Here is a 22,279-nt window from a genome sequence, read left to right as displayed (position 1 = left end):
TCTGACTACGAATCAGAAGGTTGTAGGTTCGACTCCTACTGGGTGCATATTTTCGGGAAATGGCTCAGCTTGGTAGAGCACCTGGTTTGGGACCAGGGGGTCGCAGGTTCGAATCCTGTTTTCCCGATTAATAAATTCCAAAATTTATTATTATTTCATGGCGGCGTAGCTCAGCTGGCTAGAGCGTCCGGTTCATACCCGGGAGGTCAGGGGTTCGATCCCCTTCACCGCTATTTTCTACGTAAGAAGCTTGGACCTTTAGCTCAGTTGGTTAGAGCAGACGGCTCATAACCGCCCGGTCGTAGGTTCGAGTCCTACAAGGTCCATTACTTGTAGATGATTCAAGTAGATATTTGTTTATGGAGGATTACCCAAGTCTGGCTGAAGGGAACGGTCTTGAAAACCGTCAGGTGGGTCAAACCACGCAAGAGTTCGAATCTCTTATCCTCCTTTTTTTAATATTATCGCGGGATGGAGCAGTCTGGTAGCTCGTCGGGCTCATAACCCGAAGGTCGTAGGTCCAAATCCTACTCCCGCAATTGGTCCTATGGTATAGGGGTTATTACGTCCGCCTGTCACGCGGAAGATCACCGGTTCAAATCCGGTTAGGACCGTTTAATGGCTCAGTAGCTCAGTTGGTAGAGCAATGGATTGAAGCTCCATGTGTCGGCAGTTCGATTCTGTCCTGCGCCATTTTTTTGGAAGAGTAGCGAAGAGGCTAAACGCGGCGGACTGTAAATCCGCTCCTTCGGGTTCGGTGGTTCGAATCCACTCTCTTCCATTTTTTATAGGGGTATAGTTTAAAGGTAGAACTACGGTCTCCAAAACCGTCAGTGTGGGTTCAATTCCTACTACCCCTGCCATTTTTTGTTTTGGCGATATTGGCGAAGTGGTTAACGCACCGGATTGTGGCTCCGGCACGCGTGGGTTCGATTCCCACATATCGCCCTTTATAAAGGGTTATATCAGGTGATGATTTAAGTCTAGACATCACTAATTAATATGGCGGTATAGCCAAGTGGTAAGGCAGAGGTCTGCAAAACCTTCATCACCGGTTCAAATCCGGTTACCGCCTTACACGATTATGCCGGTGTGGCGGAATTGGCAGACGCGCTGGACTCAAAATCCAGTTCCAGCAATGGAGTATCGGTTCGACCCCGATCACCGGTATTATTAAGCATTATAGAGAGTATTATAAAACATGAAAGCCTATTATATAGGCTTTTTTTGTACCCTAAATTATAGGAAATGATATAGAATTATAGATTGTTGAACTTTTGTTGTCCCTTTTAAGTTTGTAAGTACCATGATTTACGGTATATATGCCATAGGGACAACAGCAAAAAGCTATTATATCGGTCTGTATTTGCGTTATTAGGGTCTTTACGGTATCGAACTAAAACAATGAAAAAGCTTGATTTAACAGATTTCTTCAAATAGTGATATTGTCTTTGCAACTTGTTCTTTTTTAGCTCGACTAAGAATGTGTGAATAAGTCTTAAGGGTAGTAGCTATTGAATCATGTCCAGATCGTTCAGAGATATATTGGGTGTCTACTCCATTAGCGAGTAGATACGATATGTGTGAATGACGTAAGCTGTGAAAGGTTACTTCCGTTTTATTAATTTCTAAAAAATTATAAAGTGAACGTAATTGTTGATTATAGAAGATTAATTTAAGGTTTAGATTTTTTTAAATGGTAATAAATTGGCAAAAACAGTGTAGATTCGTAAAAAGTAAGAGATCTTTTTAGACAATATATAGATTTTAATATTTTGTTGTACACTATATATTGTTGTTTTGAGGAGAATAATAAAGTAGTATGTATTTATTCGCTTGAAGAAAAGGAAATCGACTTATGAAAAATATTGAGATAACATTGAATACAAAAGTACCTAACATATTTGTAAAACGTGATGGACGAAGTGTGTTATTTTCATTGCGTAAAGTTATGAGTAGCACAATGAAAGGATTAGATAGTTCACAAGCACAAGAAAAATTTAAGTCGTTATTATTAAGCAAACTTGAGAGCTATCAAAAAATTGATGCACAAACAATGTCTAATTTGGTCGCTGATACATATCGTACACTGGATTACACTGATACACTATATGCCTACCAAGAGTATAGAAAGCAAGATGAGTTACATTGGCTTGAGCAGACTGATCCAGCAGGACGTTTGAACAAATTATTAAATAAAGATGATTCAATTATTCATGAAAATGCTAATAAAGATAGTAACGTTTTTAATACGCAACGCGATTTAACTGCGGGGACAGTTGGTAAAACTTTAGGTCTAAGATTAATGCCTGAATCAATTGCTAAAGCCCATTTACGTGGTTCAATTCATTATCACGATTTAGATTATACGCCCTGGAGTCCTATGACAAATTGTTGCCTAATTGATTTTAAAGAAATGCTAACGAATGGGTTTAAAATAGGAAATGCTGAGGTTGAAAGTCCACATTCAATTCAGACGGCCACTGCTCAAATGGCACAGATTATTGCTAATGTGGCTTCAAGTCAATACGGTGGGTGTTCTGCAGATCGAGTGGATGAGTTATTAGCACCATTTGCTGAATTAAATTATCAAAAACATTTAGTGGATGCAAAAGAATGGATTGACAATCCTAGTAAGCAGACGGCATTTGCCAAAATTAAAACGAGCAAAGATATTTATGATGCCATGCAAGGATTAGAGTATGAAATCAATACTTTATTTTCTTCTCAGGGCCAAACGCCATTTACGACATTAGGTTTTGGATTAGGTGAAAGTTGGATTGAACGTGAAATTCAAATTGCCATTTTAAAAATTAGAATTAAAGGGCTTGGTCGTGAGCATCGGACCGCTATTTTTCCTAAGTTAGTGTTTACAATTAAAAAAGAGTTAAATTTGAAACCGGGTGATCCTAATTATGATATTAAGGCACTGGCTGTCGACTGTGCTACGAAACGAATGTATCCTGATATCTTGATGTATGACAAGATAAAAGAGCTTACGGGTAGTTTTAAGGTACCTATGGGTTGTCGTAGCTTCCTACAAGGTTGGAAAGATGAAGAAGGTAATGAAGTTAATTCTGGTCGTATGAATTTGGGTGTTGTGACCGTTAATTTGCCACGAATTGCTTTAGAATCTGCTGGTGATATTGATTTATTCTGGGATATTTTTAAAGAAAGAATGCAGATTTGTAAAGAAGCATTAGTTTTTAAGGTTAACCGTGTCAAAGAAGCTATTCCTGAGAATGCGCCAATTTTATATCAACACGGTGCTTTTGGCAAAAGATTGAAGCCAGATGGTAATGTTGATGATTTATTTAAGCATCGCCGTGCAACTATTTCGTTAGGCTATATCGGATTGTATGAGGTTGGAACTGTCTTTTTTGGACCTGAGTGGGAAAAAAATGAAGAGGCTCATAACTTTACAGTCGATATTGTTAAGCGTCTTAAAGCTTATTGTAGTGATTGGTCAGATGAATATGATTATCATTTTAGTGTTTATTCAACGCCTAGTGAATCTTTAACGGATCGTTTTTGTGTTTTGGATACTGAAAAATTTGGTAAAATTAAAGATATTACGGAAAAAGAATATTATACAAATAGTTTCCATTATGATGTTAGAAAAAATCCAACACCATTTGAAAAATTGACGTTTGAGATGGCATATCCTAAATATGCGTCAGGTGGTTTTATTCATTATTGTGAATATCCTAATTTACGTCAAAATCCTAAAGCTTTGGAAGCTGTTTGGGATTGGGCTTACGATAAAATTGGTTATTTGGGAACGAATACGCCAATTGATCATTGTTATAAATGTGGCTTTGATGGCGAATTTAATCCGACTGAACGTGGTTTTGAATGTCCTAAATGTCAGAACCATGATCCTAAAACTTGTGATGTTGTTAAGCGAACATGTGGTTATTTAGGTAATCCACAACAGCGTCCAATGGTTCATGGTCGCCATAAAGAAATTGCTTCTCGTGTTAAAAATATGAGTTTAGGAATGGTTGAGAATGGAACGACAAAAGAGAGTTAGGGCTCCACGAAATCCAGCACCCAAAGAATGGTTGGCCAGTAATTTAAGTCAACAATATATTGCATCATATAAGCCATTTAATTTTGTAGATGGCGAAGGTGTGCGGTGTAGTTTATATGTTAGTGGCTGTTTATTTGCCTGCCCTGGTTGCTATAATAAAGCGGCTCAGAATTTTAGATACGGGACGCCTTATACGGAAGACCTTGAAAATCAAATCATTACAGACTTAAGTGAAGATTATTGCCAAGGGTTAACGTTGCTTGGTGGTGAGCCTTTTGTTAATACACAGGTTTGTTTGAGCTTGGTAGACCGTATTCGTGCTACTTATGGATGGACGAAAGATGTTTGGTCTTGGACTGGCTATACTTGGGATGAATTAATGCTTGAATCTGAAGATAAACTTGAATTGCTGTCAAAAATTGATATTTTGGTTGATGGTCGATTTGAGTTAGCAAAAAAAGATTTGACCTTACAATTTAGAGGAAGTTCAAATCAAAGAATTATTGATGTTCAAAAATCATTAGCTACCGGGGAAGTTATTCTCTGGGATAAGTTATTAAGATAAAAAAAGTCTGTTATGACAACTCTTATGGAGGTTGTCACAACAGACTTTTTTAGCGGAAAATATCGCCCGCTTCATCATTATAATAAGTTAGTTTAGGAAAAATTATTTTTACAGTTGTGCCTTGATCGATTGAGGAGTCAATCTCTAACCGATGACCCAATTTTTGACTTAGATTATTTGCTAGATAAAGACCTAATCCGGTTGCATTTTGATTATATTTACGGCCATTGTCTCCGGTAAATCCTTTATCAAAAACGCGGGCTAAATCAACTTTTGGAATACCAATTCCGGTATCTTTAATAGATAATAGTGTTTCTTTTGTGTTGTTTGAAATAAATACGGTAATTTTACCGTTATCAGGCGTATATTTTAGTGAATTAGTAATGACTTGATTTAAAATGAAACGTAACCATTTTGAATCGGTTAAGACGGAGGCGTCATCACTCTCAAAAGTGAAGCTAATATGTTTTGAAAAAAATAAATTCATGTTGTCTCGAACAACGTGATGGATAATTTTTTTCAGCGAATAATCTTGGATTAAATAATCATTTGAAAAACTGTCTAGACGAGAATAGTAAATGACTTGTTCAACAAAATTCTCAATTTTTTTTAATTCAATTTCAGTTTGCATCACTTGTTTTTCAGAAAGTTGACCATCTGATGTTTCAATTAGCAACTGAATGGCAGTTAGTGGGACTTTGATATCATGAATCCATGCGTTTAAGAAGTCTTCTTGTTCTTGCTGTTTGGACAAGACATCATTTAATTGCGTTTGATGACTGCTTAATAGGGCATTGATGTAACTTTGGTATAACTGTTGTTCATTTGAATGCGCGCCAGTGATAGGCAGTGATAGGTTTGTTGTTGAAAGGTCAGTTGGTAAACTAAATTTTTGATACCATTGACGGTCAACCCAGTAACGGATTACGATAAAAACTGTTGATGTGATTAACATCAAAATATCTAGATATAATAATGAAGACAAAATGATATTATGGAAAGGATCGAACCATAATACAAGGTTGATTAATAGAATATCTAGCATGAAAAATATAATCGAGACGATTTTATCTGAAAGGTATTTAAAAAATGTCATAAGTGCCTCCTAAGGGATGATATAACCTTGACCAACCCTTGTTTCAATGAAGTCAGGCAATCCAGCGTGTGCAATTTTTTTACGTAAACGGTTGATATTAACGGTTAACGTATTATCGTCAACAAAATGTTCATCTTCCCAAAGTTCACGAAGTAATTTTTCGCGACTGATAACTTTTCCTGTTTGGCGCATCATATATTGAAGTAATTGATATTCATTTTTTGATAAATCGATTGTGTCATCGTTGTATTTTGCAGACCCATTTTGTAAATTCAAAAAAAGACCATTATGTTCTAGTGCTTCTGGACCCATTTCTGCATAATTATAAGTCCGACGTAATAAGGCAGAAATTTTGGCAACTAAAACTTCCATTGAGTAAGGTTTGTTGACAAAATCATCCCCACCCATATTCATTGCCATCACCATATCCATGTTGGTATTGCGACTTGAGATGAATATAATAGGTACATTTGACGTTTCACGGATTTTTTGACACCAGTAAAAACCATCAAATTCTGGTAAATTAATATCTAATAAGATTAAGTGTGGTTTTTTTTCAATAAATTCAACATCAATTTGACTGAAATCGTCAATTAAAATTGGCTCAAATCGCCATTTTGCTAAGCTATCTGCCGTAATATCGGCAATTGTTTTGTCATCTTCAACAATCATTATGCTAAACATATTGTCACCCCTTTAAGTTAGTAGTCTATTTACATTACAATACCGTTTTTAAACGATAAATTCAAATAGCTGGCTATCATAAATAAAGATTGGCGTAATTGATTCATAGTTAGGTATAATATTGAGTAACGGGGGACTGAAATTATGACATTCATTGAAGTAGATCATGTGAAGAAAATTTATGGCATGAAGTTTAATCGATCGACTGCAATTGATAACATTTCATTTGTGATTGATTCGGGAGAATTTGTAGGTATTATGGGACCTTCTGGTGCAGGAAAGACCACTTTGCTAAATATAATGTCAACGATTGATAAGCCAACTTTTGGGCATATCAGAATAGATAATCAAGACGTTACAGAGTATAACGAACAAGAATTATCTAAATTTAGAAGACAAAATCTAGGTTTTATTTTTCAGGATTTTAATTTACTAAATTCTTTAACAATTAAAGAAAATATTATTTTGCCACTCGCATTAGATAAATTAAAAATGGAAGCAATTGAGTTAAAACTTGCTGACATTTCAACTGTGCTAAATCTGAATACCATTTTAGACCGTTTTCCAAATGAAATTTCGATTGGTCAACAGCAGAGAGTGGCAGTTGCCAGGGCAATTATTACAGCGCCTAAGATGTTATTTGCAGATGAACCAACGGGTAGCTTGGATTCAAAAGCGGCAACCGAGCTTTTGAAATATTTAACGTATGTGAATGAGACACAAGAAATGACCCTGATGATGGTTACTCATGATGCTTTTACAGCGAGTTATTGTAAACGAATTATTTTTATCAAAGATGGCCATATTTTTGCTGAGATTAGGCGTGATGGTTCTAGAAAAGCTTTCTTTCAAAAAATAATTGATATGCAAGCAGCCATTGGTGGAGGCGAACAATGAAACCATTAGCCAATATTGTGCTTAAAAGTGTTCGACGTAGTTTTTGGGATTATTTGATTTATATTATTGCTAGTTCAATAGCAGTAACCGTCTATTTTTCATTTTTATCGATGTCATTTAATAAAGAATTAACACAAAATGCACGAGTAGAGTTACCAATTTCAGTTACTTTACAGATTAGCAGCATTCTAATTTTAATTTTTATTGCTTGTTTTATGGCCTATACTAACTTTTTCGTTGCTAAACGGCGAGAAAAAGAGATTGCGGTTTACCATCTTCTAGGCGTCAAAAAAAGTCAAATAGCCTTAATGTTATTCATCGAAAATTTAATTTTAGGAAATATTTCATTGGTCATTGGATTAGCAGTGGGTGCGATTTTTTCTAAATTATTTGCCATGATTTTATTGAGAGCGATGCTTATTAGGGCAGATACAAATATTATTGTGTCTTGGCGAAGTTTAGTTAATACCGTGTTCATTTTTAATATAATATTTTTAATTATGTCGATTATTAATGCAAGTGCGATTTATCGTAAACAGCTCATTTCTTTATTTAAACATGATGATAATACCAGTAATAAGCGTTTTGGACCATTCAAATTATTCATGGCAGTGTTCAGCATCTTTTTGATGAGTATACCGTTATTTATGGCGGTGAACTTTGAAGAACTTGGTTCCATTTTTAATGTCTGGCTGCGTAGAAATGATTATTTGTTGGCTGTAGTGGCTATCGATGTGATGATTATTTTAGGCACACTGCTTATTTTCTATTGTCTGATACCCGTTTTGCTGCATTTATTGCAAAAATGGCGACGGTTTATGTATCGAGGTGGAAGACTGCTAACTTTTTCAAATTTACAAGTTAGCTTAAGACAAAATACACTGATGTTGAGTTTAATGACCTTGTTAATTATGTTTTCGTTGTCAGCGTTTATTGGGATGGCTACCTTGTATTCATATTCGGAAAAAACGATTGATCAAGTAGCGCCAGCGCATTTTATTGCAGATGGGCATAAGTTAGCAATGGTACAAAAAGTATTGAAACAAAATAAATTAAAAGTGAAACAACAAGTTAGTGGGCATTTTAAAATTGTCCCAATGAAAAGCAGAATTCAATTGAAGACGGAAAATCGAAGTAAACAAAAGGTTATTCCGGTGACAATAATGTCGGAAACAGATTATAATCGTATCCGTAAAATTCAAAGTGGGCTAAAACCCATTCAAATTAAATCAAACGAATCAATTATGATTTTATACAAATTGGCGCGATATCAAATTAATAAGGACAATCAAACCATTCAGTTTAAGCAAAAATCATTGAATCAGTTGAAGATTAAAAGTTATTTAAGTACATTTCCATATGGTGCAATGCATTTTGCCAGTAATTTATTAATTGTCAAAGACACTGTTTATCGAAATGTTAAAAGTGATAGGCAATATAATTTGACGGCTATTAACATTAAAAATTATCAGACATTTGTGCAATCGGGAAACGATTTTGGCCATAAATTGGATGATGAAGCAAAAGAACAAACGTATCTACAACAGACTGGCAAGACGCTAGCAAATACGCGATACACTTTTTCAAAACAGAAAGCACATTATTATTATCAAAATCTAGGTGTGAGAAATCAAGTTGCGGAAAATGTAAATGAACTAATTGGTTTTTTCATTTATGTAACGTGTTTTATTAGTATTATTTTAGTACTCGCAACTTGCAGCATTATCATGTTGCAGCAAATGATAGACCTTAGACAAAATAAAAAGACGTATTCATTGATGCAAAGTTTAGGTGTGACACATCAAGAAATTAAACGCATTATTTTTCAACAAACCCTAAGTTTATTTTTAATTCCAGTGATATTGGGATCCATTGAAGCTGTTTTTACGTTTAATATTTACGTTGCTTTATTTGCACACCCTAATATGAATGTTATTATTTTTTTCTGGGGAACATTTTATGCGATGTACGGTGGGCTATTTTTAATTACCGTATATGGTTTGAACCGAATTATTAATAGTAGGGACTAAAAAAGGTTAAGTTACTAAAAAAGTAACTTAACCTTTTATATTGATAAATTTATTAACAGAGTAGGTTGCGTTGACAGGTGTATTTTGAAAGTCGTTTTCGGAAGCTTTTATTTGCTTATAAGCCTCACTTTTATGCCAATTAAGCATATCAGATTGATGCTCCCAAATTGTCAAAAGGACGTAATTATAGCTTTTGGATAGTGATTGCAAAGTGTAGTAAGCGGTCATGCCAGTAGGGCGTGTTCGTTCGTTGATAAAATTTTGTAATTGTGCTAAATAAACTTTGCTTTCTTCATCACTTAAAGTGATATATTGAAAATGATAAAAACCCTGCCATGAATCGGCGCCTACATGATAGTTAACGCGAAAGTCTAATCCAGAATAGAAAATGGAAGTATCGTCTGACGTGTCTAATAGGTAGGCATTATTGTACTCAATTGTTGGATTGAGTAAGATAAATGATCGAGATGGGTTGTTTCTGATAATAGACTTTAAAAAATATTCTGCGCCTAGTGCTGTGTATATATGATTTAACAAAAATACATCTCCAATCTGTTTTAATTCCTTATTAAGTATAGTCTAAAAAAAGGGTATAATAAATTCAAAAGCGACGGGAAGGATGATTAATAATGGAGTTGACAATTTTAGGGTTCTATGGAGGCTATCCAGCACATGCAGTTGGAACGAGTTCATATTTAATTCAAAGTGATGGGTTTCAGTTATTATTGGACTGCGGAAGTGGGGCAATGCTCAGCTTGGAACAAAAATTAGATCCTTTGAAGTTAGATGCGGTTGTTTTATCTCATTATCATCAGGACCATATTGCCGATATTGGCGTTTTACAATATAATTGGCAGATTAATCGGGACCAAGTGACACAACCACTGCCCATTTATGGACCAGCAATTGATCAAGAAGCTTTTCAAAAATTAACTTGGACGGATGCAACGATTGGGATTGGTTACAAAAATAAAGACGTTGTGGCAATTGGACCCTTTGATTTTGAGTTTTTAGAAACCATTCATCCAGTACCAGCTTATGCGATGAGAATTACAGAACAATCGACGGGGAAGGTACTTGTCTTTACTGCGGATACGGCATACGATGAGAAATTAAATGAAATGAGTCAAAATGCAGATTTATTAATGACTGATACTAATTTCTTCGATGATAAATTAGGTGAAAAATGGCATATGACGGCAGCTGAATCTGGCAAATTTGCTCGTTTAAATCATGCTAAAAAATTGTTATTAACTCATTTACCAGCAAATGGGTCGCATGAATTATTAAAAGAGCAAGCTAAAGTAACGGCAGGTAATGACATAACTGTTTTACTTGCGAAAAAGTATTTGAGACTAACTGTGTAATCGCATACATATTGCTAAAAAATTTTAACAATGTATCTTTTTTTAACCAAATAAATATAAAATAACAAGGTGCTTATAAGTGGGCGTTTAAGGCTTGTTTACGTACTTTTAGTAAGTGTTTTGAAATAATAAGGATCAAAAAAACGTCTATTTAGATATTTTAAATAATAACATCCATAAAGTATTTGTAATGATTTTTATAAATAATAACATTTAATATATACCTGTATTAATATAAATGCCTTTAATTATGCAAAAACTAGAAAATTTACTGATTAATAAGTGCGTTAATAAGTAAATTTTTTTAATAAAATGATAGCAATTGCTCTGATAATAAGTTATAATATATTTATAGGAATTGATAATTTTTTTATTAAAAGGAGAGAGCGCATATGGTAACTTTATATACTTCACCAAGTTGTACATCATGTCGAAAAGCACGTGCATGGCTTAAGGAGAATAATATCCCCTTTCAAGAACGTAATATATTTTCTGAGCCTCTCAACATTGATGAAATTAAAACAATTTTGCGAATGACTGAAAATGGTACAGAAGAGGTTATTTCTAAACGATCAAAAGTTTATCAAGAATTAGATATGGATTTAGATGATTTACCACTTCAAGAATTATTTTCATTAATTCAAACGAACCCTGGTTTGTTACGTCGTCCTATTATTTTAGATGAAAAACGACTACAAGTTGGGTACAATGAAGATGAAATTCGTCGTTTCTTACCAAGAGATGTACGTGCTTTGGAATTACAAAAAGCACAATTACTTGCTGGATTTTAATTAAATTAAAAATAATAACGTTGGAACATTAGCCTTTAATCAGGCAACATGGTAAAATTCAGGAATAAGCGTTCCTGGATTTTTTTATTTAGACTAAAATACTTTACAAATAGGATATTTTGGCTAAAATTAAGGTCGAGGTATCAGGAAGATAGGTGATAAGCAATGAAAATGGAAAAAATAAATGAAAATACAATTCGTGTTTTGGTAGAAGATGAGGATTTATCTAAAAGAGGTATTACTATTTTAGATTTATTAGGAAACAGGACTCAGATTGAAGATTTCTTTTACAGTATTTTACGTGAAGTAGATACAGAACATGAATTTGAAAATAATGAAGCAGTGACATTCCAAGTTTTACCTAATCGTGATGGACTAGAGTTGTTTATTAGTCGTGGTAAACCAGAAAATATGCAAGATCCTAAAGAAATAAATATCTCTGATTTAACAGAGGATGACGATTTAGGTAGTTTTATAAAAGATAGATTATCTGAAATTGAAGATACTGACAATGACGATGAAGTAAAAGGGACTATTAAGGGATCAGGTTATCAAAAAGCAGCCCAAACGAGAACGGTAGAGTTTGGTGATTTTGAAGATTTCATTCAACTAGCCAAAATATTTAGACCAACTAGTGCACAAAGTAATTTATTTAAAGTGCAAGGTAAGTATTTCTTGGAATTAATTTTTGACAAAGACAATACAACTAAAGAAACAATCGAAAATGATATTGCTGTAGCATTAGAATATGCACAGTCTGTTACTTCAACAGGGTCATTCATGGAAGAACGTGGCAAAAAAATTATGTCAGATGATGCTCTTTCGGAAGCAAGAAAATATTTTAAATAAGCAAATCGACCGATTTCGGTTGATTTGTTTTTTTTTGCGTATTTAAATTGTAACGAGGAGCAATTTAAATGATATTTGCAAAGAAGAAACACCAAGATGAATTAGTTTGTGCGAGAGATGTTAAGCAAAATGAGACTTATTTTTGTCCTGGATGCGGGGAACGCGTCATCTTTAAGCAAGGACCGCAAAAGCAAGCCCATTTTGCTCATTATAAAAAATCATGTCACTTTTTTTCAGAGGGTGAGACAAACTCACATGTCACTGGGAAAAATTTGATTAAAGTCTGGGCAGAAAAACGACATAAAAAAGCTGAAATTGAAGAATATTTACCCGAGTTAAAACAAAGGCCAGATGTGTTGGTTACTTTAAGAAATAGTCAGTTGGTGATAGAGTACCAATGTAGTCCATTATCGCTTAGTTCTTTTACTAAAAGGACTAAGGGGTACAAAAAATATGGTTACCGTGTTTTTTGGATTTTAGGTAAGCGACATATGCTGAACCAAAGATTAACGCAACAACAAGCGATGTTTATCAACTTTCACAAAAACATTGGCTATTTTTTAGTATTTCTTGATGCTGAGCGGCAGTGTCTCATTTTAAATTATGAATTATGCTTTGAAAATTGTCAGGGTATTCGTTACCGTACAAAGGTAGTTAACGATGCAACGACATTGATGGTATTTATTCGAGCTAACCAGAGAAATGAGGGGTTAGCGTTGTCACAGTCAGAATTACTTGGACAATTGACGAAATTGGAGAAAAATTGTCACTATTTAAATCCTTATTTGAAGGATCAAATTGATTTTTGTTACAGGCAACGGCATTATTTCATGGGGTTTCCAGCATGTTGTTTGAGTTGTGTACGGCTGCCACCAATCTACCGACATGCAGATATTTTTTGGCGAATTCGAGTGGTTTTAGAGTTACAAAAAGAGACGACTAAACTAATTTCTAAAGAGGCCCTTAAATGCTTGTTTGAAGCACAACAAATAGCGGCAAACGTATTTTTTGCAATGCCACTTGTTAGTCAGCTAGCCATTGAACAAGTTAATCAGGCTTATTTGCAATGTTTATTAGAAAACCAAATTTTAAGCGCAATTAGTGGAACCAAAAGCTATCGGATTAACAATCAAATCAGATGGACTGAAGATGCGTTGCTAAAAAAAGAAAATTTACGATTAAACCGTGCGTTTATTAAAAAAATTAACTGAAAATATGATATCTTATAGGAGTAAATAAATGATAATCGGAGGGATTTTATGACAACAGCTAAGCAATTACCAAAACGTGAAGACGTACCAGAAAAACTAACGTGGGATGTCCAAAAAATTTACAGTTCCGATTTATTATTTGAAGAAGATTATAAGCAGGTTGAAGCTTCTATTCGGAGTATCGCTGACCTTCAAGGAACGTTAAGCCAAGATAGTGAGACTATGTTACAAGGGTTGAAAACTGTTTTTAATCTCGAACGCATGCTTGAAAAAGTGTATGTTTACGCTAATTTAAAAAATGATCAGGATACTGGCAACGCAACGTATCAAGCTTTGAATGCTAGAGCCAGTGCATTGGCCGCTAAAGTTTCAGCTGCTATTTCATGGCTCGAACCTGAAATTATTGCAATTCCAAAGGAAACTTTAAAGGAGTTTCTTACTAATAATCAGGAATTAAGTCGCTATCGTCATTTTTTTGATAGCTTATTGTTGGAAAAAGATCATGTTCTTTCTCATGCTGAAGAAACGTTATTAGCGGGTGCAAGTGATATTTTTGGTGCATCATCTAAAACGTTCGAAGTATTGAATAATGCTGATTTAAAATTTCCAGTTGTTCAAGATGAACAGGGAAACGATATACAATTATCACAAGGTGTTTACGGTGTTCTTCTAGAGTCAACTAACCGAGATGTTAGAGAACAGGCTTTTAAAAAATTGTACGAGGTTTACGGTCAATTTCAAAATACTTTGGCGTCAACACTTTCAAGCCATGTCAAAGTGCATAATTATAGTGCGTCGATTAGACATTATAAAAATGCTAGGGATGCCTCATTATCAAATAACCAAATCCCTGAAATTGTTTATCATACCTTGGTTGAGCAAGTGAATAAAAACTTGCCTTTGTTACACCGTTATGTTGCATTACGTAAGAAAATTTTGAAAGTTGAAAGCTTGCATTCGTACGATTTATATACACCTATTACTGGCGAACCCGCATTGAGTTACACCTATAATGAAGCCAAAGATGAAGCATTAAAAGCTTTAGATAAAATGGGTCCTGATTATTTAAACTATGTCCAAGAAGCCTTTGATGGGCGCTGGATTGATGTTGTTGAGAACCAGGGAAAAAGAAGTGGTGCCTATTCTTCAGGAATGTATGATACAGCGCCATATATGTTGCTAAATTGGCAAAATAATGTGAATAACTTATACACACTTGTGCATGAGATGGGACATAGTATTCATAGTTACTATACGCACCATAATCAACCTTACTTGTATGGTGATTATCCTATATTCTTAGCGGAGATTGCCTCAACAACAAATGAAAATACGTTAACGCATTATTTATTAAAAACGCAAACGGATCCTAAAGTTCGGGCATTTTTACTTAATTATTACTTAGATGGTTTTAAAGGCACCATCTTCCGTCAAACACAATTTGCGGAATTTGAACATTGGATTCATGAAGAAGATGCAGCGGGACATCCCTTAACGGCTGATAAATTATCTGCTTATTATGCTGATTTAAATCAGAGATATTACGGTGACAGTTTAGAACGTGATCCAGAAATTGCAATGGAATGGTCAAGAATTCCACATTTCTATTACAATTACTATGTTTACCAATATGCAACAGGGTTTGCTGCAGCAACAACTTTGTCAGAAGGAATTACAAGTGGTAAACCAGGTGCATTAGATAATTATTTAGCTTATTTAAAAGCGGGTAGCTCAGATTTTCCAATTGACGTAATGAAAAAAGCGGGTGTCGATATGACTAAACCAGATTACTTAGTTAAGGCATTTACTGTTTTTGAAACAAGATTGAATGAATTAGAGACACTATTAGCTGAAATAGGAACAGAAGATTAAAAAAACAGACGCTACTTAGTTGATTAAACTAGGCAACGTCTGTTTTTGTTATAGGACACGTAATTGATTTGATGGTGCGACATTATTTTGTTGTAAGCCATTTTGCGTATTGAAATGACCGTTACAAACATCTGAGATAGTGACTAAGTCGGCATCTGGAAATGAAACGCCACAATCAAGGCCATCGATATTGTTGATAACAATGGTGGGATGCATGGTAACATTCATTTCATTAGCCATTTTTTGATCATTTTTAAATGATTGTTTGGCTAAATCAGAATAACGATCTTCGGCAAACATATCCCAGTTTAGACCAACTTCATCGGCAACTTGGCGAACAAGTTCTTCTGAATAACAGTTATTATCTTGAACTATGGATTCTTGAATAGTCATTAGGAAGGCACGGCCCCGTTTCTTACCTTGAAAAAGAGCGGCTTTGTAATTGAGCGTAGCTTGATAAATAGATTCAAATAAGTCATTACGAAGTGCTAAGTCACGTGTGTCGAGATTTTTTTCAACCATAACATTGTTAATTGTTTGCATATTCAACATAGGGATAAATTGGAAAGAGACCTCTTTCGAGGAAACATTAATATAATCCAAAACTTTTTGTTCAGATTTGAAACATTTTGTACCTAACGGGTTAACAAATAAATAGATTTCTAACAAGAGTATTCCTCCAAATTAATTGATTAAATTTAAAATTTTTTGTCGAGTGTGGGGTGGGGTTCTGTCTGTTTCCGTTTTAATAACTATTCTTACTTTACCAATATATATTTTTTTTTCAATTATAAACACTTATTACGGATCATTCATTCATTGTTTTTTAATATTGTGAGGTCAAATTCGTCCCGATTGCTTGAATTATGCTAAAATGAAATGAGTAAATTGATAAATAGAATAGAGTGATGAAAATGGTAGAAGATTGGAAATATTTCTTTAGACCTTATGAACAGGCCGTTTCAGAAATGAAAATTAAAATGCGTGGACTGCGAAAACAGTTTACTGGCATTGGTCAACATTCACCAATTGAATTCGTGACAAGTCGGGTTAAAACAGTTGATAGTATTCTAGAAAAAATTGAACGCCGTCAAATTTCTGAAGAACGTCTTGAAACGGATATGCAAGATATTGCAGGGATTCGAATTATGTGTCAATTTGTTGACGATATTTATCAAGTTGTCGATTTATTACGTGCGCGAAATGATATGACTGTTGTAGAAGAGCGTGATTATATCACGAACAAAAAAGCGAGTGGTTACCGCTCATACCATGTGGTACTTAAGTACCCAGTTCAAATGATTAATGGTGAAAAAAATGTCTTAGTTGAAATTCAAATTCGAACATTAGCTATGAATTTTTGGGCAACCATTGAACATTCTTTAAATTATAAATATCAGGGAGAATTCCCAATCCAATTGAATGCACGATTGGAACGAGCAGCAGAGGCCGCTTTTAAATTAGATACTGAAATGTCTGAAATTAGAGAAGAAATTCAAGAAGCACAACATTTATTTTATGGTAAAGGTCTGAACAAGAATCAAGAGCAGGAAGATAAATAGTGAACTAAGTGTGTCAGAAAAGAGGGGTATAGATGAAAGTTGCTATTTTTGAAAATGATGGAAAAAAATCGCAAACGGTTGGGCAAGAGCTTTACCAAAAACTAACAGATGCACACGTGCCAATCGATAATGATAATCCTGATATTGTGATAACAGTTGGTGGAGATGGGACGCTCCTTTCCGCCTTCAGACATTACCAACAAAATCTTGAAAATATCAGGTTTGTAGGTGTACATACAGGCCATCTAGGATTTTATACAGATTGGCGAGATGATGAAATTGATGATTTAGTTATTAGTTTACAATCGGATAATAAACAAGCCATTAGTTATCCACTGTTAGATGTTAAAGTGGACTATTTTGATGCGCAATCAGAAAAGTTTCTGGCTTTGAACGAATCCACATTAAAGCGGATTAATAATACGATGGTAACGGACGTCTATATTGGTGGCCAGTTATTTGAAAAATTCCGTGGAGATGGCTTATGTATCTCGACACCAACTGGGTCAACGGCTTACAATAAATCGGTTGGTGGAGCGGTGATTCACCCAAGACTTGAATCTCTTCAAATGGCAGAAATTGCTTCTATCAATAACCGCGTGTTCAGAACGCTGAGTTCCCCCGTTATTGTGGCATCAAATGATTGGATTACCCTTAAACCAACTCAAAGTAGTGACTTTGTTTTCAGTATTGACCAAGAAATTTATCATAATAGACAAATTAAGGCAATTAAATATAAAATAGCCAAGGAACGAATCTATTTTGCTAAATACCGACACAATGATTTTTGGAAACGTGTGAACGAAGCATTCATTGGCAGTGATTATGCAGATTGATTGGCAATACACGGGGACATCTCCACAAAAAGTCAAGACGTTTTTGAAAAGTGAAGGTGTGTCTAGACGTTTATTGGCGACGCTAAAATATCGTGGCGGCAAGCTGTTAGTTAACGATAATGAGCAGTGGGCAATCGATTTTATTCAGACAAATGATAAAGTCAGTATTGTGTTACCAGCTGAAAAAAATAAAAATGAATTGAAAAAATCATTTGTTCCAATTGATGTCGTATTTGAAGATCGCGATTTCTTGATTCTTAATAAACCAGCCCATGTCGCGTCAATTCCATCATTCTTACATCCAGAGGATACGTTGATTAATCGGGTTGCAGGTTATTATCAGAATCGACACCTAAATGAGTTTGTGCCACATATTGCGACGCGTCTTGATCGTGACACAAGTGGCTTGGTACTATTTGCGAAGCATCGATTTGCGCACGCCTTACTGGATCAGCAATTACAGAATCACCAAATTAAAAAGTTCTATACGGCATTTGTTGAAGGACAATTAGAGCACAAGCATGGGATTATTGATGGGCCAATTCAACGTGATCCAGAGTCCTTTATTAAACGACAAGTTGGTCACGGGGAAGAGAGTCAAACGGCTTCGACTGAATACTGGTTGGAGAAGACTAATCAAACTATTGGACAATATAAAATCCAATTGCATACGGGAAGAACCCACCAAATTCGTGTTCATTTTGCGTCAGTAGGACACCCGTTAGTCGGCGATACCTTATATGGTGGGCATATTACTATGCCAATGCAACGACAAGCATTGCATTGTAGCGAAATTGAGTTTTATCATCCCTTTACGCATAAGCTGGTAAAGGTTCAGAGCTCACTCGCATTAGACATGCAAAAATTTATAAATAAAAAATAAACGAGGTATTCATTATGGTGGATACAGAAGCATATAACCAAATAAAAACTGAAGAAATTATTGAGTCACTTAAAAAAAATCAGCAATATAATTTTCGTAATGAATTTACAGATTTGCATGTTTATGAGCAAGCTGAAATTTTTACAATGCTTGATAAAGAGCAACGACAAAAAATCTATCATTATTTAACACCTAAGGAATTAAGTGATACGTTTGATGCTATCGAAGATGATCCAGAAGAAGTTGTTAAATATTTCGATGAGATGCCCTTAAAATACGTGGCTGAGTTGTTAGATAATATGTATACCGATAATGAAGTCGATTTATTGGGGCAATTAGATAAACATAAATTAGCTAGATATTTGGGCTTGATGGACAAAGATAAGGCCAATGAAATCAAAGGCTTACTGCATTATGAAGATAAGACAGCCGGGGCTATTATGTCGACTGATTTTGCGTCAATTGTGTCTAACCAAACGGTTAATTCGGCGATGCACGTTTTGAGAGAAGAAGCGAGCAAAGCGGAAACCATTTACTATGATTATGTGGTTAATGATGATCAACGATTGATGGGAATTGTGACCTTACGTAATTTATTGACGAGTGATGAAGATGCGTTAATTGGTGATATTATGACGACACCGGTTATGTCCGTTAAAGCAGATGATGATCAAGAGGATGTTGCCAAGATGATTCGTGATTATAACTTTTTGGCAATGCCAGTGACAAATTACGATGAGCAATTAATTGGGGTCATAACAGTTGATGATATTATTGATGTTATTGATGAAGAATCGGCTGAAGATTACTCTGGTTTGGCCGGTGTTGATACTGAAGAACAAACAGAAAACCCATTTAAAGCAGCGTCAAAACGGTTACCATGGTTGATAACGTTGTTATTCTTAGGGATGTCAACGGCAAGCTTGGTCAGTCATTTTGAAGGATTACTGAGTGAGGCAAGTATTTTAGCCGTTTTTATTTCATTAATTACAGGGACGGCCGGAAATGCTGGAACGCAAAGTTTAGCTGTTGCCGTTCGTCGTTTGGCTGTGAAAGATGATGAAGAACAAAGTTTATTGCGACTTATTGTCAGTGAAGTTTTCACTGGATTAGTGATTGGTGTTGTGACAGGAATCGCGGTTACTTTAATTGTTGGTATTTGGAAAGGCAACTTTGTTTTGGGGATGGTAATTGGACTCGCTATGATGTGTGCAATTACTGTTGCTAATTTAGCAGGGAGCTTTATTCCGATTTTAATGGATAAAATTGGGGTTGATCCAGCTGTTGCGTCTGGCCCCTTTATCTCAACATTGAGTGATTTAACGTCCGTTCTGATTTATTTTAGTATTGCACAAGTCTTCTTAAAGTTTTTTATCGCCAGTTAATTAGGTATTAAAAAGGTTCCAGCAACTTCAAATTTGAAGTGTTGGAACCTTTTTAATATGCTATTTTAAAACAATTTTTGTACCGTGAAGTTCTTTAACATTTAATTTATCAGCAATTGCCTCAACATTATCAGTGGTAATACCACCACCTGGGATAATTTTAATGAGACCGTTTGACCAATCAATAATTTCTTGTAGATGAGGTAATGTTTCTTCAATGGGCTTATCAAGTGAGCCACCATGAGTTAAGACACGATCAATATCATGTTCGGCTAACCAAGCTAATGCATTGAGTTGTGATTCATTTGGAATTTCATCGAAAGCCATGTGGAAGGTGATTTGCATCCCGCCACTTGCCGCAATTAAAAATTCCATTGCGTCGATATCTAATTGGTTATCGGGGGTTAGTGCACCGAAGACAACACCATCAACGCCAAGTTGTTGTGCCTGAAATAAATCGGCTTCCATTATTTTCAACTCAGTGTCGTTGTAGACAAAATTGCCACCACGAGGACGAATCATTGCCATGACGGGTATTTGATTATCCTGAGCATAGTGCATTGCCTCTGACATAACCCCTTTACTGACGGTTGTACCACCAACAGCAAGATTATCACAAAGTTCAAAGCGGTTAGCTCCGGCAGCAAATTGTTTTGGAATATCGGTAAAATTTTCAACTGCAACTTCTTTAATTAACAAATTTAATTTCTCCTAATTTTCAAAATAAACGCAAACTGATTCTGGAACGGCAATCTCTTTTTGAATTAAAGTTAACATACCAGATGTGGCATCACGTTCAAATAGAGTTGCATTATCAGTATTTTGGTTGGCAACAACCAAAAATTGTTCCGACTTGTTCAAACTGAAATCACGAGGGAAATCTCCTTCAGTTGAAATCAATTGGATAAGGGTCATTTTGCCATCATCGGCAAGTGAATAACAAGCAATTGAGTTGTTGCCACGATTAGATACATATAAGAAACGGCTATCTTTAGAAATACGGATAGCAGCAATGCCATTATGGGCATCCCAGTCAGCAGGGATGGAAGATAATGTTTGAATTTCTTTAAATGAGCCATCTTCTTGGTTGTAACTAAGTAATGAAACTTCACTTGAAAGTTCACCAGCTAAGTAGGCTAATTGACCATTTTTATGGAAAACAATATGACGAGAACCAAAACCAGGTTCTGAGCGATACTCTGCCACTTGTTTGATAGCACCATTATCTGTAACGTCAAAAGTTAACACTTGGTCAGTTCCAAGATCACAAACAACTAAACGATTATCTGGTGTTAAATCAGTGAAGTGAATGTGGGAACTTGTTTGTTCAGGTTTTGGACCATGACCTTCATTTGCCGTTTCACTAATGAGTGACAGTGAGCCATCAGCTTCAATTTTAGAAATTGAAATAAGGCCTTTATGGTAGTTTGAACTGTAAACTAATTGACGTGCATTATCAACAGCAACGTAAGCAGGTGGGGCACCTTCAGCTGAAACATCATTTAAAAAGACCGGTTCATCTGACGCAAGGTTAAAGGCAGAAAGACCACCTAAACCAGCTCTTTTTGAAACGGTGTATAAAGTGTTCTTATCAGATTTTGTGAGATAAGTTGGATTATCAACTTTAATGTAAGGTGTCACGTTAGAAACTTGTTTTTCAACGGTATCTAATTGTGCACGGTAGATACCAGTACTTGTTTTTTTTGTATAGGTACCAAATAGAATTGATTCTTTCATAGTTACAAAAACCTCCTTATTATATTGTCAATATTATATCATATTTCTTTGTAAACGTTATTATTTATACGAGGTACTATGCTATAATTGTAGTTAACTAAAAGGGATAAGGAGACGATAGATTATGATTAAAGCAAGAATTGAAGAAATTGGAAAAGATGCCATCTCGAAGAAGGAACCTATTGTTATTCTTTTTAATCAGAGTGCAACAGATGATTTAAGACAAGTCTCCGTGATCCAATCGTTTGAAGCAGGTCAAGAAATAACTTCGCCAAAAACGGGGGATGACATGCAGATTGATGATCAGACTTACAAGATAGATTTTGCTGGAGAATTAGTTGATAGCAATTTTAAATCAGTTGGTCATGCCACATTATTCTTTATGGCTACTCCAGAACATCCACAACCCAACGGTATTTATTTAACACCGCACGTATTACCAGATTTTAAAGTTGGTAGTACAATCACATATAAATAAAGG

The 22,279-nt window shown here is 35.1% G+C and carries 21 protein-coding genes and 12 tRNA genes; 26 read left to right on the top strand and 7 right to left on the bottom strand.

Features of this window, described 5'->3' with window-relative positions; all coding sequences use genetic code 11:
• Positions 1–53 precede the first annotated feature (53 nt).
• The 12 genes from ACVQ8P_RS01830 (at position 54) to ACVQ8P_RS01775 (ending at position 1,170) form a co-directional block, all read left to right on the top strand.
• Positions 54–127 (top strand) — tRNA-Pro (locus ACVQ8P_RS01830).
• A gap of 32 nt (positions 128–159) precedes the next feature.
• A tRNA-Met gene (locus ACVQ8P_RS01825) sits at positions 160–233 on the top strand.
• 19 nt (positions 234–252) lie between these two features.
• A tRNA-Ile gene (locus tag ACVQ8P_RS01820) sits at positions 253–326 on the top strand.
• 35 nt (positions 327–361) lie between these two features.
• Positions 362–451 (top strand) — tRNA-Ser (locus tag ACVQ8P_RS01815).
• 14 nt (positions 452–465) lie between these two features.
• Positions 466–539 (top strand) — tRNA-Met (locus tag ACVQ8P_RS01810).
• 2 nt (positions 540–541) lie between these two features.
• A tRNA-Asp gene (locus tag ACVQ8P_RS01805) sits at positions 542–614 on the top strand.
• A 6-nt stretch (positions 615–620) separates the two neighbouring features.
• Positions 621–693 (top strand) — tRNA-Phe (locus ACVQ8P_RS01800).
• Positions 694–700: 7 nt separating this feature from the next.
• Positions 701–781: transfer RNA gene (locus ACVQ8P_RS01795), tRNA-Tyr, on the top strand.
• Positions 782–789: 8 nt separating this feature from the next.
• Positions 790–863 (top strand) — tRNA-Trp (locus tag ACVQ8P_RS01790).
• A 12-nt stretch (positions 864–875) separates the two neighbouring features.
• Positions 876–948: transfer RNA gene (locus tag ACVQ8P_RS01785), tRNA-His, on the top strand.
• A 56-nt stretch (positions 949–1,004) separates the two neighbouring features.
• Positions 1,005–1,075: transfer RNA gene (locus tag ACVQ8P_RS01780), tRNA-Cys, on the top strand.
• An 11-nt stretch (positions 1,076–1,086) separates the two neighbouring features.
• Positions 1,087–1,170, top strand: a tRNA-Leu gene (locus tag ACVQ8P_RS01775).
• A 249-nt stretch (positions 1,171–1,419) separates the two neighbouring features.
• On the opposite strand, the gene ACVQ8P_RS01770 is transcribed toward ACVQ8P_RS01775, so the two are convergent.
• A complete protein-coding gene (locus ACVQ8P_RS01770; RefSeq protein ID WP_462297167.1) occupies positions 1,420–1,671 on the bottom strand; it encodes a tyrosine-type recombinase/integrase in 252 nt (83 codons plus the stop codon).
• A 187-nt stretch (positions 1,672–1,858) separates the two neighbouring features.
• Between ACVQ8P_RS01770 and nrdD the strand changes: the two genes are divergently transcribed.
• Together nrdD and nrdG are read left to right on the top strand one after the other, a co-directional pair.
• Complete coding sequence (gene nrdD, locus ACVQ8P_RS01765) at positions 1,859–4,033, top strand: anaerobic ribonucleoside-triphosphate reductase (protein WP_462297150.1); 2,175 nt, start codon at positions 1,859–1,861, stop codon at positions 4,031–4,033.
• On the top strand, positions 4,011–4,598 hold the full coding sequence (gene nrdG / locus ACVQ8P_RS01760) for an anaerobic ribonucleoside-triphosphate reductase activating protein (RefSeq protein WP_462297149.1): 588 nt from the start codon (positions 4,011–4,013) through the stop codon (positions 4,596–4,598). Before nrdD ends, nrdG begins: the two co-directional genes overlap by 23 nt.
• A 49-nt stretch (positions 4,599–4,647) precedes the next feature.
• On the opposite strand, the gene ACVQ8P_RS01755 is transcribed toward nrdG, so the two are convergent.
• Positions 4,648–5,694 (bottom strand): sensor histidine kinase, encoded by a 1,047-nt coding sequence (locus ACVQ8P_RS01755; protein ID WP_462297147.1) that lies wholly within the window; start codon positions 5,692–5,694, stop codon positions 4,648–4,650.
• 9 nt (positions 5,695–5,703) lie between these two features.
• Positions 5,704–6,378, bottom strand: coding sequence for a response regulator transcription factor (locus tag ACVQ8P_RS01750; RefSeq protein WP_462297146.1), 675 nt, complete (start codon positions 6,376–6,378; stop codon positions 5,704–5,706).
• Between the two features lie 141 nt (positions 6,379–6,519).
• On the opposite strand from ACVQ8P_RS01750, the gene ACVQ8P_RS01745 reads away from it, so the two are divergent.
• Both ACVQ8P_RS01745 and ACVQ8P_RS01740 read left to right on the top strand, forming a co-directional pair.
• The gene (locus tag ACVQ8P_RS01745) at positions 6,520–7,275 is read left to right on the top strand and encodes an ABC transporter ATP-binding protein (protein ID WP_462297165.1); all 756 of its coding nucleotides are present in this window, start codon (positions 6,520–6,522) and stop codon (positions 7,273–7,275) included.
• Positions 7,272–9,305 carry an ABC transporter permease gene (locus tag ACVQ8P_RS01740; RefSeq protein WP_462297145.1) on the top strand — a complete coding sequence of 678 codons (2,034 nt, stop codon included), beginning with the start codon at positions 7,272–7,274 and terminating at the stop codon, positions 9,303–9,305. Before ACVQ8P_RS01745 ends, ACVQ8P_RS01740 begins: the two co-directional genes overlap by 4 nt.
• Positions 9,306–9,332: 27 nt before the next feature.
• Here the strand turns inward: ACVQ8P_RS01740 and ACVQ8P_RS01735 are convergent, their stop codons facing one another.
• Positions 9,333–9,842: an antibiotic biosynthesis monooxygenase gene (locus tag ACVQ8P_RS01735; RefSeq protein ID WP_462297143.1), complete on the bottom strand. Its 510-nt coding sequence runs from the start codon at positions 9,840–9,842 to the stop codon at positions 9,333–9,335.
• 92 nt (positions 9,843–9,934) lie between these two features.
• Between ACVQ8P_RS01735 and ACVQ8P_RS01730 the strand changes: the two genes are divergently transcribed.
• The 5 genes from ACVQ8P_RS01730 (at position 9,935) to pepF (ending at position 15,395) form a co-directional block, all read left to right on the top strand.
• Positions 9,935–10,672 (top strand): MBL fold metallo-hydrolase, encoded by a 738-nt coding sequence (locus ACVQ8P_RS01730; protein WP_462297141.1) that lies wholly within the window; start codon positions 9,935–9,937, stop codon positions 10,670–10,672.
• A 392-nt stretch (positions 10,673–11,064) separates the two neighbouring features.
• A complete protein-coding gene (spxA, locus tag ACVQ8P_RS01725) occupies positions 11,065–11,463 on the top strand; it encodes a transcriptional regulator SpxA (RefSeq protein WP_462297139.1) in 399 nt (132 codons plus the stop codon).
• Positions 11,464–11,628: 165 nt separating this feature from the next.
• Positions 11,629–12,312: an adaptor protein MecA gene (locus ACVQ8P_RS01720; RefSeq protein WP_462297138.1), complete on the top strand. Its 684-nt coding sequence runs from the start codon at positions 11,629–11,631 to the stop codon at positions 12,310–12,312.
• Between the two features lie 68 nt (positions 12,313–12,380).
• Entirely contained in the window at positions 12,381–13,523 is a 1,143-nt protein-coding gene (locus ACVQ8P_RS01715; protein WP_462297136.1) for a competence protein CoiA, read from the top strand.
• A gap of 48 nt (positions 13,524–13,571) precedes the next feature.
• Positions 13,572–15,395, top strand: coding sequence for an oligoendopeptidase F (gene pepF, locus ACVQ8P_RS01710; RefSeq protein ID WP_462297134.1), 1,824 nt, complete (start codon positions 13,572–13,574; stop codon positions 15,393–15,395).
• Between the two features lie 48 nt (positions 15,396–15,443).
• On the opposite strand, the gene ACVQ8P_RS01705 is transcribed toward pepF, so the two are convergent.
• A complete protein-coding gene (locus tag ACVQ8P_RS01705; protein ID WP_462297133.1) occupies positions 15,444–16,064 on the bottom strand; it encodes a DsbA family protein in 621 nt (206 codons plus the stop codon).
• Positions 16,065–16,309: 245 nt separating this feature from the next.
• Here ACVQ8P_RS01705 and ACVQ8P_RS01700 point away from each other — a divergent pair, with 245 nt between their 5' ends.
• From ACVQ8P_RS01700 to mgtE, 4 genes are read left to right on the top strand one after another with little or no spacing between them, the layout of a single operon-like run.
• The gene (locus ACVQ8P_RS01700) at positions 16,310–16,957 is read left to right on the top strand and encodes a GTP pyrophosphokinase (protein ID WP_462297163.1); all 648 of its coding nucleotides are present in this window, start codon (positions 16,310–16,312) and stop codon (positions 16,955–16,957) included.
• Positions 16,958–16,989: 32 nt separating this feature from the next.
• Positions 16,990–17,793, top strand: coding sequence for an NAD kinase (locus ACVQ8P_RS01695; protein WP_462297131.1), 804 nt, complete (start codon positions 16,990–16,992; stop codon positions 17,791–17,793).
• A complete protein-coding gene (locus ACVQ8P_RS01690; RefSeq protein ID WP_462297161.1) occupies positions 17,777–18,676 on the top strand; it encodes an RluA family pseudouridine synthase in 900 nt (299 codons plus the stop codon). Before ACVQ8P_RS01695 ends, ACVQ8P_RS01690 begins: the two co-directional genes overlap by 17 nt.
• Positions 18,677–18,693: 17 nt before the next feature.
• Complete coding sequence (gene mgtE, locus ACVQ8P_RS01685; protein ID WP_462297160.1) at positions 18,694–20,061, top strand: magnesium transporter; 1,368 nt, start codon at positions 18,694–18,696, stop codon at positions 20,059–20,061.
• Positions 20,062–20,121: 60 nt separating this feature from the next.
• On the opposite strand, the gene ACVQ8P_RS01680 is transcribed toward mgtE, so the two are convergent.
• Entirely contained in the window at positions 20,122–20,760 is a 639-nt protein-coding gene (locus ACVQ8P_RS01680) for a copper homeostasis protein CutC (RefSeq protein ID WP_462297130.1), read from the bottom strand.
• Between the two features lie 12 nt (positions 20,761–20,772).
• Positions 20,773–21,798, bottom strand: coding sequence for a lactonase family protein (locus tag ACVQ8P_RS01675; protein ID WP_462297129.1), 1,026 nt, complete (start codon positions 21,796–21,798; stop codon positions 20,773–20,775).
• Positions 21,799–21,922: 124 nt separating this feature from the next.
• On the opposite strand from ACVQ8P_RS01675, the gene ACVQ8P_RS01670 reads away from it, so the two are divergent.
• Complete coding sequence (locus ACVQ8P_RS01670) at positions 21,923–22,276, top strand: PTS glucitol/sorbitol transporter subunit IIA (protein WP_462297128.1); 354 nt, start codon at positions 21,923–21,925, stop codon at positions 22,274–22,276.
• The last annotated feature ends 3 nt before the right edge of the window (positions 22,277–22,279 follow it).

The sequence above is a fragment of the Dellaglioa sp. BT-FLS60 genome (genome assembly GCF_054941065.1).
The sequence above is the reverse complement of the archived record's forward strand: the minus strand, read 5'-3'. Positions and strand labels throughout refer to the sequence as shown.

Excerpts from the sequence above, each read along its gene's own strand:
- nrdD (WP_462297150.1), top strand. The coding sequence starts at position 1,859 with ATGAAAAATATTGAGATAACATTGAATACAAAAGTACCTAACATATTT.
- ACVQ8P_RS01740 (WP_462297145.1), top strand. The coding sequence starts at position 7,272 with ATGAAACCATTAGCCAATATTGTGCTTAAAAGTGTTCGACGTAGTTTT.
- ACVQ8P_RS01730 (WP_462297141.1), top strand. The coding sequence starts at position 9,935 with ATGGAGTTGACAATTTTAGGGTTCTATGGAGGCTATCCAGCACATGCA.
- ACVQ8P_RS01670 (WP_462297128.1), top strand. The coding sequence starts at position 21,923 with ATGATTAAAGCAAGAATTGAAGAAATTGGAAAAGATGCCATCTCGAAG.
- ACVQ8P_RS01700 (WP_462297163.1), top strand. The coding sequence starts at position 16,310 with ATGGTAGAAGATTGGAAATATTTCTTTAGACCTTATGAACAGGCCGTT.
- ACVQ8P_RS01755 (WP_462297147.1), bottom strand. The coding sequence starts at position 5,694 with ATGACATTTTTTAAATACCTTTCAGATAAAATCGTCTCGATTATATTT.
- ACVQ8P_RS01720 (WP_462297138.1), top strand. The coding sequence starts at position 11,629 with ATGAAAATGGAAAAAATAAATGAAAATACAATTCGTGTTTTGGTAGAA.
- ACVQ8P_RS01715 (WP_462297136.1), top strand. The coding sequence starts at position 12,381 with ATGATATTTGCAAAGAAGAAACACCAAGATGAATTAGTTTGTGCGAGA.
- ACVQ8P_RS01695 (WP_462297131.1), top strand. The coding sequence starts at position 16,990 with ATGAAAGTTGCTATTTTTGAAAATGATGGAAAAAAATCGCAAACGGTT.
- nrdG (WP_462297149.1), top strand. The coding sequence starts at position 4,011 with ATGGAACGACAAAAGAGAGTTAGGGCTCCACGAAATCCAGCACCCAAA.
- ACVQ8P_RS01750 (WP_462297146.1), bottom strand. The coding sequence starts at position 6,378 with ATGTTTAGCATAATGATTGTTGAAGATGACAAAACAATTGCCGATATT.
- pepF (WP_462297134.1), top strand. The coding sequence starts at position 13,572 with ATGACAACAGCTAAGCAATTACCAAAACGTGAAGACGTACCAGAAAAA.
- ACVQ8P_RS01675 (WP_462297129.1), bottom strand. The coding sequence starts at position 21,798 with ATGAAAGAATCAATTCTATTTGGTACCTATACAAAAAAAACAAGTACT.
- spxA (WP_462297139.1), top strand. The coding sequence starts at position 11,065 with ATGGTAACTTTATATACTTCACCAAGTTGTACATCATGTCGAAAAGCA.